Below are 17929 nucleotides of genomic sequence, written 5' to 3'. Positions count from 1 at the left end.
CATTGGCAATGCTCGGCCAGTGTCACCTCTTGAAGCCAACTTCAGTGCCCTGTCCACGCCACGAATGTCTGTCGCGGCGTTCAGGTTGTGCCTGCGCCCCCGTCAGTCCCTTGCCACGTCCCGGCTGCGCCATTGCCACCCCGCGATCTCGGGCATGTCCTCGCCCTTGGCGGTAACGTAGGCCCGGTGCGCCAGCAACCGGTCGCGCAGGTGCTGCTGCACGTGCGCCGCACTGTTCGTCAGGCGCGGCACGCGGTCGATCGCGTCGGCCGCGAGGTGAAAGCGGTCGAGGTGGTTCAGCACCGTCATGTCGAAGGGCGTCGTGGTGGTGCCTTCTTCCTGGTAGCCGTGGACATGAAAACCCCCGTGGTTGGTGCGCTTGTACGTCAGCCGGTGGATCAACGCCGGATAGCCGTGGAACGCGAAGATCACGGGCTTGTCGACCGTGAAAATCGAATCGAACACCGCATCCGACAGGCCATGGGGATGCGCTGACGGCGACTCCAGCGCCATCAGGTCGACCACGTTCACCACCCGCACCCTGAGCTCCGGCAGGTGCGTTCGCAGCAGGTCGACCGCCGCCATGGTCTCGAGCGTGGGCACGTCGCCGGCGCAGGCCATCACCACGTCGGGCGAGACACCGGCATCGCTGCTGGCCCACTCCCAGATCCCCAGGCCGACACTGCAATGCCGCACGGCAGCCTCCATGTCGAGCCACTGCGGCGCGGGCGCCTTGCCCGCGACGATCACATTCACGTAGTTGCGGCTGCGCAGGCAATGGTCCGCTACCGACAGGAGCGTGTTCGCGTCCGGCGGCAGGTAGACCCGCACCACCTCGGCCTTCTTGTTGACCACATGGTCGATGAAGCCAGGGTCCTGGTGGCTGAAGCCGTTGTGGTCCTGCTGCCAGACATGGCTGGTCAAGAGGTAGTTGAGCGAGGCGATGGGGCGTCGCCAGCCGATCTGGCGCGTCACCTTCAACCACTTGGCATGCTGGTTGAACATCGAATCGATGATGTGGATGAAGGCCTCGTAGCACGAGAAGAAGCCGTGGCGCCCGGTCAGCAGATAGCCCTCGAGCCAGCCCTGGCACAGGTGTTCGCTGAGCACTTCCATCACGCGGCCGTCGGGCGCAACGTGGTCGTCGGTCGGCTCGATGCGTGCCGTCGAAGTCCGGCCGGTCACTTCGAGGAGCGCACCGAGGCGGTTCGACACGGTCTCGTCCGGCCCCATGACCCGGAAGTTCTGCTGCTCCTCGTTGCGCCGCATCACCTCGCGCAAGAAGCCGCCAAGCACGCGGGTGGCCTCGCCGAGCGAGGCGCCTGGAGACTCGACCGACACGGCATGCTCGCGAAAATCCGGCAGCTTGAGATCGCGAAGCAGCACGCCGCCGTTGGCGTGCGGATTGGCGCTCATTCGGCGCGCGCCCCGCGGCGCGATGGCCGCGATGCGGGCGTGGAGCGCGCCCTGGGCGTCGAACAGCTCCTCGGGGCGGTAGCTGCGCATCCAGTCTTCGAGCAAGCCGATGTGTGCCGGGCGCTGCGCGAAGCCGGTCAACGGCACCTGGTGCGCGCGCTGCGTGCCTTCGATCGGAACGCCGTCCACCACCTTCGGCCCGGTCCAGCCTTTGGGCGAACGCAGCACGATCATCGGCCAGCGGTGCCGGCGGGTGAAGCCGTCTGCGCGCGCCTCGGTCTGGATCGCACGGATCACGTCGAGCGCCGTGTCGAGCGCCAGCGCCATTGCGCGGTGCATCGTCTCGGGGTCATCGCCGGAAACGAAATGCGGCTCGTGGCCGTAGCCGCGCATCAGCTGGGCGAGCTCGTCGTCGCCGATGCGCGCCAGCACTGTCGGGCCGGCGATCTTGAAGCCGTTGAGGTGCAGGATGGGCAGCACCGCGCCGTCGCGCGCGGGATTGAGAAACTTGTTGGAGTGCCAGCTCGCCGCGAGGGCGCCGGTCTCGGCTTCGCCGTCGCCGATCACGCAGCAGGCGATGAGCGCCGGGTTGTCGAACACGGCGCCGTAGGCGTGCAGCAGCGAGTAGCCCAGCTCGCCACCTTCGTGGATCGACCCCGGGGTTTCGGGTGCGACATGGCTCGGAATGCCACCGGGAAAGGAGAACTGGGTGAAGAGCCGCTGCATGCCGGCCGTGTCGAGGCTGACGTCCGGATAGACCTCGCTGTAGGTGCCTTCGAGCCAGGTGTTGGCCACGACGCCGGGGCCGCCGTGGCCGGGGCCCGCGACGAAAAGCGCATCGAGGTCGCGCGCGACGATCGCGCGGTTCATGTGGGCGTAGATGAAGTTCAGGCCCGGTGTCGTTCCCCAGTGGCCGAGCAGCCGCGGCTTGATGTGCGCCAGTTCGAGCTTCCGCTGAAGCAGCGGGTTGTCCATCAGGTAGATCTGGCCGACCGACAGGTAGTTGGCGGCGCGCCACCAGGCGTCGAGGAGGGTGAAGTCTTCGGGTGGGGCGCCTTCAGGTGGACGGGTCATGGGGAGGCTCCGGTGGTTTGATGAAGAGAAAGCACTTGGCAGGCTTCGTCGGCGATCACCTGCTCTTCGTCGGTGTGCATGACGAACACGGCGATCCGGCTGGCCGAGGGCTCGGGCGCCACGCCGAGCCAGGCGAGATGGCGACACACGGCGTCACGCACGGCCGGCTGGTTCTCCCCGATCCCGGCTGTGAAAACGAGTGCATCGAGCCCGCCGAGCGTCGTGGCGATGGCGGCGACTTCGCGCGCGATTCGCAGTGCATACAGCGAAAGCGCTTCGCGTGCCTCGGGCGCGTCACTCGCGAGCAGTATGCGCACGTCGCCCGAAATACCGGAGAGGCCTGCCAGGCCCGAGTGGTGATAGAGCATGTCTTCGACTTTGTCGATCGACTGACCTGGCTGCTTGAGCAGGTAGAGCAGTGCGCCCGGGTCGAGCGCGCCGCTGCGCGTGGCCATCGGAATGCCGTCGAGCGTCGAGAAACCCATGCTGGTCTCCCGGCTGGCGCCGTCGAGCAGGCCGCACAGGCTGGCCCCACTGCCCAGGTGCGCGACCACCACCCGGCCCGCGGCAATTCTGGGGTGCTGCTGCCGCAGCTGCGATGCGATGAATTGGTACGACAGTCCATGAAAGCCGTAGCGCTTGATGCCTTGGCCGAACAGCGCGCGCGGCAGCGCATAGCGGCGCGACGCTGGGCTCTGACTGCGGTGGAAGGCCGTGTCGAACGAGGCCGACTGCGGCAGCGTCGGTGCGGCACGCCGCAAAGCGTGGATCAGCTCCAGGCTCTGCGGCTGGTGCAGCGGCGCGAGCGGCGCCAGCGACTCGATGAGGGCGAGCGTGTGCGCAGTGATCGCCACCGGGCCGTCGAACGCGTCCCCGCCGTGCACGACGCGGTGGCCGGCAGCGATGAGCCGTGCGCGCGGCGCGACATCGTTCACCCAATCCAGCGCCTGCTCGATCACGCCGGACAGGGCATCGGGCGGCGCATCGAAAGAGCGTCGGGCAACGACGCGCGCCGCGCCGGCGTCGATCGCAAACAGGCCGAGCTTGATCGACGAGGACCCAGGATTGAAGGTGAGCAACACATCGCCTGTCATGCGGCCATCATGCACCGCTTACCCGGTCTGAAGTGTCAGGAATGGTCTCGCTCGCCGCCCAGCGCGAAGTGGCAGGCGCGATTCAGCGCTCTGTCGTCAATTCAGCCCGGGCGAACGCGCTGCCCCAAAGTGCCAAGGCATGCACGGCTTTGTTGAGCTCGTGGCCGGGGTCCGTCAGGGAGTATTCAACGTGCGACGGATACCCCGCATAGGCTGTTCGCCGCACCACGCCGCGAACTTCAAGTTCTTGCAGCTGCTCCGCCAGCACCTTCTCGCTGACGCCGGGCAAGCGTCTGCGCAAGGCACTGAAGCGCAATGGCGCGAGATGCAACTCCCAGATGATCGTCGGCTTCCATTTGCCGGCAATGACGGAGAGTGCGGGTCCCAGCCCGCAGGCGGAAAGATCTTGGTCGGTCATTCGAAGGGCGCTGCGAGGACTAACCTCGAGGTAAGCCATTGAGTCGGTTGAATTCTGCACCTACAGTGCGTCGCTCTTCAACAGAGCGAGATGAAATGCAAACTCAAGAAACCGAAGTCACCGTCATCGGCATGGGTGAGATGGGTTCTGCGCTGGCGCGAGCGTTCCTCGATGCCGGTCGCACATCGACCGTCTGGAATCGAACGCCCGCAAAGGCGATGCCGCTCGTCGAAAAGGGCGCTTCCCTGGCGGGCAGCGTCGCGGCCGCTGTTGCGGCGAGTCCCGTGGTCGTTGTCTGTGTATCGAGCTATGAGGCGACGCGCGCCATCGTTCAAGACACCGCGGCCGAAAAGCTCTGGCAGGGAAAGACCCTCGTGCAACTCAGCACCGGCATGCCGAACGACGCCCGAGCGCTCGCAGCCTGGGCCGGCAAGAACGAAGTGCAGTATCTCGACGGCGGCATCCTTGCGTGGCCGAGCCAGATCGGAGGCGATGCCACCGCCATCGTGATGTCCGGCGATGAACGGGTCTTTGGTGCGCAAGAGGCTACTCTCAGAACACTGGGCGGCGGACTCAAATGGCTGGGGGCGGACCCGTCTCTCGCTTCGGCAATTTTTGCGTCAGTGCTCGCCTATATGGCAGGACACTGGATCGGCTTTTGCCATGGTGCCGCTATCAGCGAGTCCGAAGGACTTGATGTCGCCGACTTCGGTGCACTCATCGCGGACTTCGCGCCGGCGCTGGCTGGCGACGCGAGGCACATGGGCCAACTCATCTCGATGAACAAGTTCGCGGGTCCTGAGAGCACGCTGAGAACCGCGGGGCTCGACATTGCCAAACTGGAGCAGCATGCGGCGGACACGGGCCTGAGCGCTTCCTTTCCCCGGTTTGCCGCAGGTCTTTTCTCCGAAGCGGTGCGCTCAGGGCTTGGTGAAGAAGAGCATGCCGCCATCATCAAGGTCATGCGCCCGATCACCGCATGAGGTCGCGGCAGGCGCGATTCAGTTGATGATCTCTCCCCTGCCTGCGCGTACGTGCTCCTCGAGCTGCCGAAGGTATTCCGCATCGAAGCGCTCCCAGGTCTCGAGCTCGCCGACGATCCGCAGCGGCTCCCGGCTGCGGTACGAGCGTGTGGGATTGCCCGGAAACTTCTTGTCGGTGACGTTGGGGTCGTCTTCGAATGCGCCCGTAGGTTCGACGATGTACACGCGGCCGGGGCCGTCGCCTTTCGCCATCTCGGCGGCCAGTCCGGCGCCCTTGGGCCAGGCGGTGAAGTAGATGTGGTTCATGACCACGCGGCCGTCGTAGTTCGAGCGGAAGCCCGCGGTGAGCAGGTCGCCCACCTGGAGGTCTGCCCGCGTGCCGTGGAAGAAAGGGCCGGTGTCCAAGGCAGTCATCGCGCGTCGCTCCTCTGCAGAAAGGAAAAAGCCGCGGAGTTTACTCGCGGCGTCCTACCCTGCAGCGGCGCGCCCGCGCGCTGATCAATCGATCTTGAGCTTCGCCACCTTCGCCAGGTTCTGCCAGGTCTCGATGTCCTGCCGCACCGTCGCCGCGAACTGGTCCGCGCTCTTGATCGGCGGGCGCGCCATGTTCTGGGTCGCAAACTTCTGCACTACTTCGTCGGTCGCGAGGATGCGGTTGATCTCCTGGTTCAGGCGCAGGACGATCTCGCGCGGCGTGCCCGCAGGCACGAAGACGCCGTACCACCCGTCGACGTCGAACCGATAGCCCTGCTCGGTGAGCGTCGGCACCTCGGGCAGCGCGGGCCCGCGCGCGGAGCCTGTGCAGCCGAGCGCCACCAGCCGGTTCGAACGGATGTGCGGCACGGGCGAGGCGATGTCGGCGAAGGCCACGCCGATGTTGTTGGCGAGCACGTCGGTCACCACCTGCGCGGCGCCCTTGTACGGCACGTGTGGCATCGCGAGGCCGTAGTGCGCCTTGATGCCTTCCATCGCCAGATGGCCCGTCGAGCCGCTGCCCCAAGAGCCGTAGGCGAGCTTGTCGGGGTTGGCCTTGGCATGGCGCACCATGTCCGCGAGCGACTTGAAGCCGGTGGACGGATGGGCGATGAGCAGGATGCCTGCGGCGCCGATCTGCGCCACGGGCACCAGGTCCTTCTGCGTGTCGTAGGGCATCTTCGGCTGCACGATCGGATTGATCGAGATGGCCGACGAGGGCGTGAAGAGCACGGTGTAGCCGTCGCCCGCGGCCTTGGCGACCGCGTCGTTGCCGATCAGGCCGTTGGCGCCGGCCTTGTTGTCGACGACCACCGGCTGGCCGAGCGCCGTCTGCAGCGCCACGCCGAGCATGCGGGCGAAGATGTCCGAGCCCGCGCCGGGTGGGCCGGGCACGACGAGGCGGATCGGGCGCTGCGGCCAGCCGCCGCTCGGCGCGGGGCCCTGGGCGCGTGCCGGCAGCGCGAGCAGCGAAGCGGCGGCGCCGGCCAGCAGGCTGCGGCGGCGAAGTAGAGAAGAAGAGGGGTGACGAATCATGTCGATGTCTCCTTGTCGTTGGTATGGGATCGTTCGGCGCCTGGGTGCAGCACCTGGCCGGTGAGGAACTGCGCGCGGGCGCCCGCGACGTAGTCGAGCAGCGGCATGCAGTCGCTTGCCGCCACACCGGGTTTGGGCTGCAGTGCGTTGATGCGCAAGCCGTGCGCGCCCCATTCGGCCGCGAGCGTGTCGACGAGCATGTGCGCGGCGGCCGCGTCGCCGGCCTGCGCCCAGGGTGTGTCTGTCGAGGGCGCCGGCAGCAGCAGGGTGAGGCTGGCCTGCGCTGAATGCTGCGCGCGAAAGCGCCGCGCCGAGCGCAACGCGGCGTCGAGCACCGCACCGGGTGCAGCGTCGAACGCGGCACCGTCGAGCACGGCGGTGTAGGCCACCGTGTCGGTCGCTCGGCTCGCTCGCACAGGCGCGGCTTCGCGTGTATCGAGCGCGCTGCGCCAGGTGGGCGCATGCAGGTCGATGCAGCGCAGCGCCGTGGGCAGATCGAAAGGCAGCGCCGGCCGGATCGCCGCGGGCAGCGGTTCGCTGCCGCCATACACCGACGAGCCGCCGTCGAGCACCAGCAACTGGCCCGAGAGCGGGCGCGCGCCGGGGCTCGCAAGAAAGCACAGGGCCTCGGCCATGTCCTCGGGTTCGGCCATGCGTCCGAGCGGGATCTTCGCCACCGCCTGCGCGGGCTGCAGGCGGCCGCTGTCGATCAGGCCCTGCACGAGCTCGGTGCGAACAAAACCCGGCGACAGCGCGGTCACGCACCAGTCGGGCCGCGCGCGCGCGAGCGCCAAGGTCTGCGCGATCAGTCCGGCCTTGCTGGCGCTGTAGAGCCCGCGCCACGGAATGGCGCGCAGGCCCGCGCCCGAGGCAAGGTTGACGATGCGCGCGCCGGGGCGCAGCAACGGCTCGCAAGCCTGCACGAGCCGTGCGGGTGCGACGAGATTGAGCGCGAGCAACTGCGCGGCCGACCCGCCGTCGCCGCCCGAGAGCGCGTCGGCGCCGCCGGCCGAGCGCCCGGCGTTGTTGACCAGCGCATCGAGCGGCGGCAGTGCCTCGGCGAGCCGCGCGATCTGCGCCGCGTCCGTCAGGTCGCAGACGAATGCCTGCGGCGCGGCGCATGCCACGGGCCAGCCGGCCTGCAGGCGCTGCAGTGCCGCCGCGTCGGCATCGACGAGCAGGCAGCGCCAGCCCGCGCGTGCGAGGCGCAGCGCGGCGGCGCGGCCGATGCCCGCCGCCGCGCCCGTGACGAGCACGCAAGGCGCTGCGCCGCCGCCGGTGATCACGCAGCGGCCTCCGCGGCGCCATGGCCGCGCACCTGCGCCAGCAGCGCATAGACCGCATCGTCCGGGGCCGCGCGACCCACGGGCTGTCGCTGCACGAACAACGCCGCGTCGTCCTGCGCGAGCTCGGGGCGAGTGCGTTCCTCGATCCAGTCGTACACGACAGTGCGCGCCGCAATGCGCCACTCGCCGCCGCGCCGCTCGAAGCGATCGACATAGCGCCCGCAGAGAAAAGTCTCCTGCGCGGGCGTGGCGGCGGGCGCCTGCAACGCGAAGAACGCGCTCTCCACGGCGGCTACGTCGCCATGCAGCTCGATGCCGACCTGCGTCACCTGGTGCACGCGGCGCCCGCCCTGGCGCAGCCGTGCGAGCGCCTGAGCGATGAAGCCGGCCGCACTGCCGTTCCAGGCACCGTGGCAATCGGCCGCGTCGTCCCAGTAGGCCGAACGCAGCGCCGCTTCGTCGGCGCGGTCGATGCCGCGGCAGTAGCGCGCGAGGCAATCGCGGATGGCCTCGCGGTCGAGCAGCGACTGCAGTGCAGCCGCGGGGTTCATCCGGCTGCCTTCGCGCGGCGGAACAGCTGCACGACGTTGCCTTCGGGATCGCGCAGCGACATGACCTCGCCGTGCGCGCCCATGTCGCGCGTGCCGAGTACTTCGCCGCCCGCGGCTTCGATGCGCTCGCGCGCCCCGTCGAAGCCGGCGACCTCGAACACCATCACCAGCCCGCTGGTCGCGGGTGCGGCTTCTTCGCGGCAGGCCAGCGCCACGCTGGTGTTGCCCACGCCGTACTGGAACCAGCGGTCCTTGTCGTGAAACTTCAGCGTGAGACCGAGCGCCGACGCATAGAAGGCGTGCAACTCGGCCGGCCGATCGGCCACCACATAGACGTTCTGCAGCCGCTCGGGCGCATGCGCGGACACGGGCGCGCTCACAGCGAGGTCTCCGAGGCGCCGCCGTCGAGCCGGATCACTTCGGCATTGACGAAGCGCGCGCCGTCGCCGGCCAAAAAGCAGATCGCGTCGGCAATGTCGCCCACCGTGCCGAGCCGGCCCAGCGGCGTGCGCGCGATGCGCTTCGCGTCGAGTTCGGCATTGCGGTGCTTGGCGGTGCCTTCGGTGGGCACAGCGCCCGGCGCCACGGCGTTGACGCGGATGCCGCGCGCGCCCAGGTCGGCCGCCGCGGCGCGCGTGATGCCGAGCACGCCGGCCTTGAGCCCGCTGTAGACCACCGAGCGCGCGGGCGACTTGAACGCGGCGATCGAGGCCACGTTGACGATCGCGCCGCCGCGCGCGGGGTCCATCGCCTCGGCCGCGGCCTGGATGCCCCAGATCACCGACTTGAAGCCGATCTCGACCATGCGGTCCATCACCTCGGGCGTGATCTCGGCCAGCGGCTGGTAGCGCACCCAGGCGGCGTTGTTGACGAGGATGTCGAGCCGCCCGGCCTCGCGCGCGAGCTGCTGCACGGCCTCGCGCATGCCCTCGCGGCTGGCCACGTCGCGCGCGAGCGGAATGGCCTTGCCGCCGAGCGCACGGATCTCGGCCGCGGCCTCTTCGACGAATTCCGGCTTCAGGTCGTTGACGCCGACGGTGGCGCCGAGGCGTGCCATGGCGAGCGCCGTGGCGCGGCCGATGCCGTGGCCCGCGCCGCTGATGAAGGCCACGCGGCCTTCGAGGGAGGATGCGTTCATGGGGTGTCCTTGGTTGCTTCTGGCACCAGCAGGGCGTCGAGCGCGAAGGCGCCTTGTCCCTGGTCGAGCACGACCAGCGGGTTGATGTCGATCTCGGCAACGCTTTGTGCATGCCGCGCGGCAAAGCGCGAGAGCGCTGCCACCGCGCGGGCGGCCGCCGCCACGTCGGCACGCGGCCGGCCGCGCGCGCCGTCGAGCAGCGCGAAGGCCTTGAGCGAGCGCAGCATCTGCAGTGCCTGGTCTTCGGTGACGGGCGCGGGCTGCAGCGCCACGTCGCGCAGCACCTCGGCGAAGATGCCGCCCAGGCCCACCATCACGACCGGCCCGAACACCGGGTCGCGCGTGGTGCCGAGGATCAGCTCGGTCCCGGCGGGCGCCATCTGCGCCACCAGCACGCCGGTGATGCGCGCGCCGGGTGCCTTCTGCGCGACGCGCGCGAGCAGGGCGTCGTATTCGTCCTGCAGCTGCGCTTCGGAGGCGATGCCCACCACCACGCCGCCGACCTCGGTCTTGTGCGCGATGTCGGGCGAGACGATCTTGAGCACCACCGGAAAGCCGATGTCGCGCGCGGTAGCGAGTGCCGCCTCCCGGCTCGTCGCCACGGCTTCCTTCAACATCGGAAGACCGGCCTGCGCAAGCACCGCCTTGGCGTTGGCCTCGTTCGCGAACGCTCCGGCCGGCAGCGGCTCGGCAGGCGGCAGCGCCGCAGCGACGGGCATGACCTCACCGCGCGTGCCGAGCCGCACCAGCGCCGCGAGCGTGGCGCAAGCCGCGTCGATGGTCTCGACCGTGGCAAGGCCCATGCGGTGCAGCTGCGCGAGGGTGTCGCACGGCGCCTTGCAGCACAACAGGATCGGCTTGGAAGGATGGTCGCGGCGCACCTGATCGAGCGCGGCGAGGTACACGTCGCGCAGCCGCGGCATCTGGAACGCATAGGCCGACTGCAGCAGGATCGCATCGCAGCCCGGGTCCTCGGCCACGGCCGACAGCACCTGCACCAGCAGCTCGGGCCGGCTCGAGACCTGCGCCGTCATGTCGACCGGGTTGCGGGGCGACGCATAGGGCAGCGCCGCGACGATGCGCGCCTGCGTGTCCGCCGCGAGCTTTGGCAGCGCGAGGCCCTGCGCGCTCGCCGCATCGGCCATCAGCACGCCGAAGCCGCCCGAGGCCGTGACCAGCGCCACCCGGTTGCCGCGCGGAAGACCCGCGGCGCCGGCCACCGCAACCGCATGTCCGACCTCGATGAGCTGCTCGATGCTCGGCACGCGCAGCGCGCCGGCGTTGGCGAGCACCGCATCGAAGACCGCATCGGAACCCGCCAGCGCACCGGTGTGCGAAGCGGCGGCCTCGCTGCCCGCGGTGGAGACGCCGACCTTGAGCACGATCACCGGCTTGCCCGCTTCGCGCGCCATCGCGAGCGCGCGCACCAGCTTGCCCGCGTGGCGGCAGGTTTCCATGCAGCACAGGATCACCGAGGTGCCCGGGCCGGCGGCCAGCGAGGCGATGCCGTCGGCGATGTCCACATCGCATTCGTTGCCCGTGGTCAGGAGCCGGCTGATGCCGATGCCGCGCTCCACCGCAAGCCGCATGGTGTAGCTGCCCAGGTTGCCGCTCTGCGAGACGATGCCCACGGGGCCTGTGTCGGGGAACGCCGATTCGAGCGCGACCGAGAAGGTGGCGATGCTGCGCTCGGCGACGCCGATCGCGCCAAGGCAGTTGGGCCCCACCACGCGCAGGCCCGAAGCCCGTGCCACGTCGCCGATCTCGGCCTGCAGCCGCGCGCCGGCCTCGCCCATTTCGGAGAAGCCCGAGGACAGAATGACCGCCGCGCGCACACCGCGCGCTGCGCAGTCGCGCACCGCCTCGAGCACGCTCTCCGGCGGCACCGCCATGACCGCGAGTTCGGGCACCTGCGGCAGCTCGGCAAGGCTCGCGAACGCGGGCAGCGACTGCACCGTGCCGCCCTTGCGGTTGATCGGGTAGATCGCGCCGCGATAGCCGTACTTCTGCAGGAACTGCAGCGGCCGGCCGCCGATCTTCGTCACGTCGTCCGAGGCGCCGAAGATCGCGATCGAGCGCGGACTGAAGAGCGCATCGAGGCCGCGGCCGACTTCGTTTTGTATTTGCATTTCAGTTTTCCATGGCGCTGCGCAGCCGAAGTTGCTCCCTCCCCCTCCGGGGGAGGGTGGGGGTGGGGGCCAGCGGCGCTAAACCCGCGAGCGCCGTGCCTGCCCCCATCCCAGCCTTCCCCCAGAGGGGGAAGGAGCCTGGCGTGCTGAACGTGGTGCCCTGTTTCATTTCAGCGGCCCTTGTAGACCGGCTGGCGCTTCTCGAGGAAGGCGCGGCGCGCCTCCTGGGCGTCTTCGGTCTTCGAGAGCGCCATCGTGAAGTTCTGCTCGAAGCGGTAGCCGTCGCGCTGCGGCATCAGGTCCATCATGTTGGCTGCCTGCTTGGCATAGGCGATCGCGAGCGGCGCCTTCGATGCGATCTCCTGCGCGATCTCCATCGCGAGCGGCATCAGCCGCTCGGTGGGCACCACCTCGTCGATCACGCCGCGGCGATACAGCTCGGCGGCCGGCACCTTCATGCCGGTGAAGAACATGCGCCGCGTGAACGAGCGGCCCACCATCGTGCGCAGCATCGAGACACCGCCGGCCAGGCCCACGTTGATCTCGGGCATGGCGAAGGTCGCATCCTCGCCTGCGAGGAAGATGTCGCACGCGGCCATGAGCCCGAAGCCGGCACCGAGCGCCGGGCCGTTGACCGCGGCGATCACGGGCTTGGCGCATTCGCGGATCGCGTTGCCGGTCTCGCGCGTGAGGCGGTTGTGGCCGAGGAAGTCGCCGGCCTTGTCGGGATCGGGGCGGTCCTTGAGGTCGGCGCCGGCGCAGAAGTGCTTGCCCGTGCCGGTGAGGATGGCCACGCGCACGTCGCCGCGCTCGGAGATCTCGTCGAAGGCGTCGATGAGGCGGCGCCGCGTCTCGCGGTCGACCGCGTTGACGGGGGGCTTGTCGAGGCGCACGACGGCGATGTATTCGGAAACTTCAAGGTGGACGGTCATCGTGCACTCCCGGTGAGGTTGGAAGAAACAGGGGAAGGCGCCGCGTCGGCCGCCACCGGGTGCAGGTGCGCGGCATGCGTGAGGCGGTCGCCGTAGCGGAACTCGGACGCGATCAGGCGCTGCGCGAGGCGGGTGGCGAGCACCTCTTCGCTCACGCCCATGCCGCCGTGCATCTGGATCGCGGCCTCGGCGCAGTGGCGCGCGGTTTCGGCGAGCGACACCTTGGCGAGCCGCAGCGTGCGGCGCAGGTCGGGCGCCTGCTGGTCGTGCGCCTGGAAGCAGTGCGCGACGAGGCCCTTGGCGCCGAGGTACTTCACGTACATGTCGGCCGTGCGGTGGCGCAGCACCTGGAAGGTGGCAAGCGCCACGCCGAACTGGCGGCGCTCCTTCAGGTGCGCGACGGTCTGGCGGATCAGCGCCGCGAGCGCGGCCACCGTGTCGGCGGCCGTGAGCAGCAGCGCAGCATCGGTGGTGGCCGCGAGCGCGGCGCGCGCCGCATCGCCGCGCGCGAGGCAGGCGCTTTCGGGCAGCGCGAGGCCCGTGAAAGCAAAGTCGGCACCGTGCCGGCCTTCCATCGTGCGGTAGCGCGCCGCGGGCGCGCCGATGCGTTCGGCATCGACGAGGAAGATCGCCGCCTCGCCATCGACCTCGGCGGGCACGAGCCAGTGCGTGGCCGCGAGCGAGACGTCGACGCCGTTCACCCGGCCGTCGAGCTCGTAGCCGATGTCGAGGTGGCGTGCCTGCACCGCGATCTCGTCGGGCGTGGAAGACAGCGCCACGAGCGGCGCGACCTGCGCGCTGCCCTCGGCCACGGCCTGGCTCCAGCGGTGGGCGGCCTCGGGCGCGGCGGCCTGCAGCAGCAGCGGTACGACCGCGCAGGTTTCGACCACCGGCAGTTGCAGGCCGTGCGTGGCGAGCCCTTCGGCGATCGATGCCAGGTCGGCCAGCGTGCCACCGACGCCGCCGGACGCCTCTGGCACCAGCGTCGCGGCCCAGCCGAGTTCGCGCACCGGGTCGCCCGGCAGTTCGGCCGCGCCGGCGTGGTCCTGCGCATAGCGCTCGGCCGCATCGAGCAGCATGCCCGGGAAGAGGGAGGGGAAGGATGTGGACATCGGGTGTCAGGCTCCGAGCAGTTCGTTGGCGACCACATTGCGCTGCACTTCGGAGGTGCCGCCGGCGATGGTGCGGGCGCGCGTGAACATGTAGTTCTGGATCCAGGTGGCGGCCGGCACGTCGGTGCCCTCGCCGCCGTCGTCGTTGACCAGGGCCAGGAAGCGGTGCGCGGCCTCGGGGCCGACCGCATCGAGCGCGATCGTGGTCAGGCGCTGGGCCACGTCGGCGCAGGTCATCTTGATGGCCGAGGGCTGCACGCCGAGCGGGCGCTGGTGGATCAGGTCGTCGGTGGCCTCGGCCATCATCACGCGCGCGCCCTTCACGTCGGCCTCGCACAGCAGCAGCTTGTGGTGCAGGCTGCTGAAGTCGCGCTTGCCCGCGGCGGCGCGCGCGGCCTCGTCGACCAGCCGCGCCACCTGGCGCCGCACGAGTTCGAGCCGCGCCACGTTGGCCGGCGGCAGGCGTTCGCGCTCGAGCAGGAACTTGGCGCAGGTCCAGCCCTTGCCGACCTCGCCGATCAGGTTGTCGGCGCGCACGCGCACCGCATCGAAGAACACCTCGTTGAGATGGTGCCAGCCGTCGATGGTGCGGATCGGCCGCACCGTGATGCCGGGCGTGTCCATCGGCACCAGCAGCAGCGAGATGCCGTCCTGCTTCTTCGCCTCCTTCGAGGTCCGCACCAGCATGTAGATCATGCTGGCCTCGTGGGCATGCGAGGTCCAGATCTTCTGGCCGTCGACGACCCATTCGCCGCCATCGAGCCGCGCGCTGGTCGAGAGCGAAGCGAGGTCGGAGCCGGAGCCCGGCTCGGAATAGCCCTGGCACCACCAGTCGCTGCCGTCGAGGATGCGCGGCAGGAAGCGCGCCTTCTGCTCGGGCGTGCCGAAGCGGATGATCACCGGCCCGATGTGGCCGAGGCCGTGGTGGTAGAGCGGCGGGCAGTCGTTCTCGGCCATCACCTCCTCGAAGATCAGGCGCTGGCGGATGTCCCAGCCGGTGCCGCCGGCATCGACGGGCCAGCTCGGCGCGCCCCAGCCGCGCGCATGGAGGATCTTCTGCCAGGCCTGGTACTCGCGCTTGGTGATCTTCTGGCCCGCGGCCACCACCGCGCGGATCTCGGGCGGGCAGGCGGTGCGGGCGAAGGCGTCGAGTTCGCGCCGGAACGCGGCGTAGTCGATGGACATGATTTTTCTGTCTCCTTGGATGTCGTGGTCGCGGGCCTGTCAGCCCTTGCGCAGCTGCGCGATCAGCTCGTCGAGCGCGGCCGCGGCGCCCGCGGCATCGCGCGCACGCAGGCGCGCGGCGATGTTCCGGCGCAGCGGAAAAAGGTCGGGGCGCGGGCGCACCGGCAGCACGTGCGTCATGCGCTCGCGCAGCACGCTCGTCATCGTCTGCGCCATCAGCGTCAGTGCCTCGTTGTGGCCCGCGGCGGCGATGGCAGAGAAGAAGCGGCTCGCGGAATCGATGCGGTCCTTGCGCGGTGCATCGTCGGCATGGGCCTCGATCGCATCGACCGCGGCCTCGACCGCGTCGAGCTCGGCCTCGTCGGCGCGCTCGCAGGCCAGGCGCAGCAACGTGCCGTAGAGCGTGCGGTAGGCCTCGTCGACATCGGCGTCGCCGAGCCGGCCCTGCAGCACGAGCTGGCGCAGCGACTCGGCCAGCATCATGTAGGCGCCCTTGTAGAACACCAGCGCATGGTCGGCGGCGCCGGCGCCGAGGTGGCGCACCTCGCCGATGCACACCACATGGTCGCCGGCCTCGTGGCGCGCGAACACGCGGCATTCGAAGCTCGCGAGGCAGTCGTCGATCAGCGGCATGCCGAGCTGGCCGGGGCGCCAGGCGACGCCCTCGAATTTGTCGGCGATGCGGCTCGACGCGAAGCGCGCCGAGAGCGCGTCCTGCTGCGCCGAGAGGATGTTGATCGCGAAGCCCTCGGCCTGCTCGAAGGTCGCGAGCAGCTTGCTTGCCTTGCGCAGGCTGAACAGCACCAGCGGCGGCTCGAGCGACACCGAACTGAACGAGTTGCAGGTCAGGCCCGCGGGCTCGCCTTCAGGCGTGCGCGTGGTGATCACGGCCACGCCGGTCGGGAAGCAGCCGAGCAGCTGGCGGAACAGCGTGGGCTCGACCGCTGCCGGGGCGCCTTGCGCGGCGCGTTCGACGACTTCGCCGGACATGGCGCCGCCTCAGGCCGCGGCGGCGAGTTCGCTCGCCACCGCCTTGCCGCCCGCGTGCGGCGGGTCGTTGGCGATCTCCTGCTGCACCGCGGGGATGATCACCTTGGCCCAGGTCTCGAGCTGGCGCAGCATGGTCGGATGGTCGAAGTCGCCCATCTGCGTCTGGAAGCAGTAGTGCACGGGCTTGAGCGTGCGGATCTCTTTCACCACGCGCTCGATCACCGTGTCGATGCTGCCCACGGGCAGCAGCGCACGCATCTCGTCGAGCGTGGGCTCGCCCTCGACGATGCCTTCCTCGACCTGGTAGTCGTCGGCGATCTGCGCGGTGCGGCGCTTCAGGCTCACCGCAATGCGGCGCTGGTAGCGCGCGCAGTCGAGGTAGCGCTCGACCTCGTCCTTGTTGTCGCTCGCGTAAGCGGCGCGCAGCAGGCCCACCTGCACGCCCGCCGGGTCTTTGCCTTCGGCGCGTGCCACCTTGTCGATCAGCGCGCGCGTGCCGGCGAGCTTCTCGAGGCCGCCGTCGCCGCCCGAGACGAACACGTGGTGCTCGGCGCGAATCGCGCGCGAGAGAAACGCCGGGTCGACGCTCGTGATCCACATCGGCGGCATAGGCTGCTGCACCGCGCGCTGGCTGATGGCGCTCATCGGCTGCTGGTAGAACTCGCCGTCGTAGCCGAACTTGGGCTCTTTCAGGCCCATCTCGAGCATGTCGAGCATCTCGAAGGTGCGACCCTTGGCCGTTTCGAGCGAGACGCCGAAGCGCTCGAACTCGAAATGCTGGTAGCCCGAGCCGATGCCCAGGTTGAGGCGGCCGTTGGAGAGCTGGTCGACCATGGCCACGTCGGCGATCAGCCGCGCCGGGGTGTACAGCGGTGCGACGACAATGCCGGTACCCAGCCGGATCCTGCGGGTGGCCGCGGCGCAGTGCGCGATCATCGTCAGCGGCGACGAGCACATGCCGTAGTTGCTGAAGTGGTGCTCGGCGAACCAGGCCGCGCCGAAGCCCAGCTCGTCCGCGAGGCGCGTCTGCTCCACCGCGTCGCGAAGGATCTGGTGGGAGGTCTTATGCTTGTTCCGTTGCTGCATCAATATGAAGATTCCGAAATCCATCGCTGGGCTCCTTGTAGGCTGGTTGCGTGCCGGGAATCGTAGGAGCGGGGTGCGCGCGCGGCGCACCATGCTTCGCACACCTTCTTTGCGTGGATTGAAATGAAAGCCCTCGACTCGCTGCGCATCTTCGTGATCGTCCAGAGGAAGGGCAGCCTCTCGGCCGCGGGGCGCAGCCTGAGCCTGTCGCCCGCCACCATCTCGCGGCGCATCAGCGCGCTCGAAGAAGAACTCGGCGTGCAGCTGGTGGACCGCACCAGCCGCAACCTCAAGGTCACCGAGGCCGGCCAGGCCTTTCTCGAGCATGCGGAAGAGGTGCTCGAGGCGATGGCGCGTGCCGAGGAGGCCGCTCGCAACGCGAAGCTGCTGCCCGAGGGGCGGCTGCGCATCCATTCGCGCACCCAGCTCGGGCTGCGCGTGATCGCACCGCTGCTGCCGGGCTTTGCCGAGCGCCATCCCGACATCCAGCTCGAGCTGGAGCTTTCAGAGCATCCGGTCAACCTGGTCGAGCAGGATTTCGACGTCGACATCCGCACCGGCGAATCGAACGATTCGAGCTTCGTCATCAAGCGGCTGCTCAGCAGCGACGAGGTGCTGGTGGCGAGCCCTGCGTTCATGAAGGTGCACAAGCGCATCCGCCACCCGCGCGACCTCACCGAGGTGCGCTGCCTCACCTATCGGCGCGAGCGCGAGGCCACCACCTGGAAATACATCGACGAGGAGGGTCAGCAGCAGGAACTCGCGATCCAGGGGGTGCTGAGCGCGAACAACGGCGAAGTGCTGCGGCTCGCGGCCATCGGCGGCATGGGCATTGCACTGCTGTCGGAAGCCACGGTACGCAGCTGCCTGCACGACGGCACGCTGGTGCGCGTGCTGCCCGACCACCGTTTTGCGGTGCGCGCGTTTTCCAACGGCATCTATGCGGTGTTCCGCAACAGCCGTACGCTGCCGCTGAAGGTGCGGGCGTTCGTCGATTTCATCGCCGAGGCGCTGCGCGAGGGTTGA

Annotated in this window: 17 protein-coding genes; 2 read left to right on the top strand and 15 right to left on the bottom strand. The window is 69.4% G+C overall.

What is annotated here, in order from left to right; genetic code table 11:
• Positions 1-102 precede the first annotated feature (102 nt).
• The 3 genes from AC3A6G_RS14310 to AC3A6G_RS14300 all read right to left on the bottom strand — a co-directional run bounded on the left by AC3A6G_RS14310 (position 103) and on the right by AC3A6G_RS14300 (position 4002).
• Positions 103-2490, bottom strand: a complete 2388-nt coding sequence (locus AC3A6G_RS14310) for a phosphoketolase family protein (RefSeq protein WP_487860249.1) — start codon at positions 2488-2490, stop codon at positions 103-105.
• The gene (locus AC3A6G_RS14305; protein ID WP_487860250.1) at positions 2487-3584 is read right to left on the bottom strand and encodes an acetate/propionate family kinase; all 1098 of its coding nucleotides are present in this window, start codon (positions 3582-3584) and stop codon (positions 2487-2489) included. The genes AC3A6G_RS14310 and AC3A6G_RS14305 overlap by 4 nt, the downstream gene beginning before the upstream one ends.
• An 82-nt stretch (positions 3585-3666) precedes the next feature.
• Positions 3667-4002, bottom strand: a complete 336-nt coding sequence (locus tag AC3A6G_RS14300; protein ID WP_487860251.1) for a winged helix-turn-helix transcriptional regulator — start codon at positions 4000-4002, stop codon at positions 3667-3669.
• A gap of 95 nt (positions 4003-4097) precedes the next feature.
• On the opposite strand from AC3A6G_RS14300, the gene AC3A6G_RS14295 reads away from it, so the two are divergent.
• Positions 4098-4985, top strand: a complete 888-nt coding sequence (locus AC3A6G_RS14295) for an NAD(P)-dependent oxidoreductase (protein ID WP_487860252.1) — start codon at positions 4098-4100, stop codon at positions 4983-4985.
• Positions 4986-5003: 18 nt separating this feature from the next.
• Here the strand turns inward: AC3A6G_RS14295 and arr are convergent, their stop codons facing one another.
• The 12 genes from arr to AC3A6G_RS14235 all read right to left on the bottom strand — a co-directional run bounded on the left by arr (position 5004) and on the right by AC3A6G_RS14235 (position 16927).
• Positions 5004-5399 carry an NAD(+)--rifampin ADP-ribosyltransferase gene (gene arr / locus AC3A6G_RS14290; protein WP_487860253.1) on the bottom strand — a complete coding sequence of 132 codons (396 nt, stop codon included), beginning with the start codon at positions 5397-5399 and terminating at the stop codon, positions 5004-5006.
• 84 nt (positions 5400-5483) lie between these two features.
• Positions 5484-6494, bottom strand: a complete 1011-nt coding sequence (locus AC3A6G_RS14285; protein WP_487860254.1) for a Bug family tripartite tricarboxylate transporter substrate binding protein — start codon at positions 6492-6494, stop codon at positions 5484-5486.
• Positions 6491-7780, bottom strand: a complete 1290-nt coding sequence (locus tag AC3A6G_RS14280; protein ID WP_487860255.1) for an SDR family NAD(P)-dependent oxidoreductase — start codon at positions 7778-7780, stop codon at positions 6491-6493. The genes AC3A6G_RS14285 and AC3A6G_RS14280 overlap by 4 nt, the downstream gene beginning before the upstream one ends.
• Positions 7777-8331: a nuclear transport factor 2 family protein gene (locus tag AC3A6G_RS14275; protein WP_487860256.1), complete on the bottom strand. Its 555-nt coding sequence runs from the start codon at positions 8329-8331 to the stop codon at positions 7777-7779. The genes AC3A6G_RS14280 and AC3A6G_RS14275 overlap by 4 nt, the downstream gene beginning before the upstream one ends.
• Entirely contained in the window at positions 8328-8711 is a 384-nt protein-coding gene (locus AC3A6G_RS14270) for a VOC family protein (RefSeq protein ID WP_487860257.1), read from the bottom strand. The genes AC3A6G_RS14275 and AC3A6G_RS14270 overlap by 4 nt, the downstream gene beginning before the upstream one ends.
• Positions 8708-9469: an SDR family NAD(P)-dependent oxidoreductase gene (locus AC3A6G_RS14265; RefSeq protein WP_487860258.1), complete on the bottom strand. Its 762-nt coding sequence runs from the start codon at positions 9467-9469 to the stop codon at positions 8708-8710. Before AC3A6G_RS14265 ends, AC3A6G_RS14270 begins: the two co-directional genes overlap by 4 nt.
• Positions 9466-11598: an acetate--CoA ligase family protein gene (locus AC3A6G_RS14260; RefSeq protein ID WP_487860259.1), complete on the bottom strand. Its 2133-nt coding sequence runs from the start codon at positions 11596-11598 to the stop codon at positions 9466-9468. Before AC3A6G_RS14260 ends, AC3A6G_RS14265 begins: the two co-directional genes overlap by 4 nt.
• 170 nt (positions 11599-11768) lie before the next feature.
• Positions 11769-12530 (bottom strand): enoyl-CoA hydratase/isomerase family protein, encoded by a 762-nt coding sequence (locus AC3A6G_RS14255; RefSeq protein ID WP_487860260.1) that lies wholly within the window; start codon positions 12528-12530, stop codon positions 11769-11771.
• On the bottom strand, positions 12527-13642 hold the full coding sequence (locus tag AC3A6G_RS14250) for an acyl-CoA dehydrogenase family protein (RefSeq protein ID WP_487860261.1): 1116 nt from the start codon (positions 13640-13642) through the stop codon (positions 12527-12529). Before AC3A6G_RS14250 ends, AC3A6G_RS14255 begins: the two co-directional genes overlap by 4 nt.
• A gap of 6 nt (positions 13643-13648) precedes the next feature.
• Positions 13649-14827, bottom strand: a complete 1179-nt coding sequence (locus AC3A6G_RS14245; RefSeq protein WP_487860262.1) for an acyl-CoA dehydrogenase family protein — start codon at positions 14825-14827, stop codon at positions 13649-13651.
• A gap of 39 nt (positions 14828-14866) precedes the next feature.
• Positions 14867-15817 carry a flavin reductase gene (locus AC3A6G_RS14240; RefSeq protein WP_487860263.1) on the bottom strand — a complete coding sequence of 317 codons (951 nt, stop codon included), beginning with the start codon at positions 15815-15817 and terminating at the stop codon, positions 14867-14869.
• 9 nt (positions 15818-15826) lie between these two features.
• A complete protein-coding gene (locus AC3A6G_RS14235; protein ID WP_487860264.1) occupies positions 15827-16927 on the bottom strand; it encodes an LLM class flavin-dependent oxidoreductase in 1101 nt (366 codons plus the stop codon).
• Positions 16928-17026: 99 nt separating this feature from the next.
• Between AC3A6G_RS14235 and AC3A6G_RS14230 the strand changes: the two genes are divergently transcribed.
• A complete protein-coding gene (locus tag AC3A6G_RS14230; RefSeq protein ID WP_487860265.1) occupies positions 17027-17929 on the top strand; it encodes a LysR family transcriptional regulator in 903 nt (300 codons plus the stop codon).

It is taken from the genome of Variovorax sp. Soil_C_26 (assembly GCF_057657075.1).
Note: the sequence above shows the minus strand (reverse complement) of the source record. Positions and strands in the feature narration are given on the sequence as shown.

Bases quoted from the DNA above. Each gene is read 5' to 3' on its own strand.
- AC3A6G_RS14310 (WP_487860249.1), bottom strand. From the start codon at position 2,490: ATGACCCGTCCACCTGAAGGCGCCCCACCCGAAGACTTCACCCTCCTC.
- AC3A6G_RS14305 (WP_487860250.1), bottom strand. From the start codon at position 3,584: ATGACAGGCGATGTGTTGCTCACCTTCAATCCTGGGTCCTCGTCGATC.
- AC3A6G_RS14300 (WP_487860251.1), bottom strand. From the start codon at position 4,002: ATGACCGACCAAGATCTTTCCGCCTGCGGGCTGGGACCCGCACTCTCC.
- AC3A6G_RS14295 (WP_487860252.1), top strand. From the start codon at position 4,098: ATGCAAACTCAAGAAACCGAAGTCACCGTCATCGGCATGGGTGAGATG.
- arr (WP_487860253.1), bottom strand. From the start codon at position 5,399: ATGACTGCCTTGGACACCGGCCCTTTCTTCCACGGCACGCGGGCAGAC.
- AC3A6G_RS14285 (WP_487860254.1), bottom strand. From the start codon at position 6,494: ATGATTCGTCACCCCTCTTCTTCTCTACTTCGCCGCCGCAGCCTGCTG.
- AC3A6G_RS14275 (WP_487860256.1), bottom strand. From the start codon at position 8,331: ATGAACCCCGCGGCTGCACTGCAGTCGCTGCTCGACCGCGAGGCCATC.
- AC3A6G_RS14265 (WP_487860258.1), bottom strand. From the start codon at position 9,469: ATGAACGCATCCTCCCTCGAAGGCCGCGTGGCCTTCATCAGCGGCGCG.
- AC3A6G_RS14260 (WP_487860259.1), bottom strand. From the start codon at position 11,598: ATGCAAATACAAAACGAAGTCGGCCGCGGCCTCGATGCGCTCTTCAGT.
- AC3A6G_RS14255 (WP_487860260.1), bottom strand. From the start codon at position 12,530: ATGACCGTCCACCTTGAAGTTTCCGAATACATCGCCGTCGTGCGCCTC.
- AC3A6G_RS14250 (WP_487860261.1), bottom strand. From the start codon at position 13,642: ATGTCCACATCCTTCCCCTCCCTCTTCCCGGGCATGCTGCTCGATGCG.
- AC3A6G_RS14245 (WP_487860262.1), bottom strand. From the start codon at position 14,827: ATGTCCATCGACTACGCCGCGTTCCGGCGCGAACTCGACGCCTTCGCC.
- AC3A6G_RS14240 (WP_487860263.1), bottom strand. From the start codon at position 15,817: ATGTCCGGCGAAGTCGTCGAACGCGCCGCGCAAGGCGCCCCGGCAGCG.
- AC3A6G_RS14235 (WP_487860264.1), bottom strand. From the start codon at position 16,927: ATGGATTTCGGAATCTTCATATTGATGCAGCAACGGAACAAGCATAAG.
- AC3A6G_RS14230 (WP_487860265.1), top strand. From the start codon at position 17,027: ATGAAAGCCCTCGACTCGCTGCGCATCTTCGTGATCGTCCAGAGGAAG.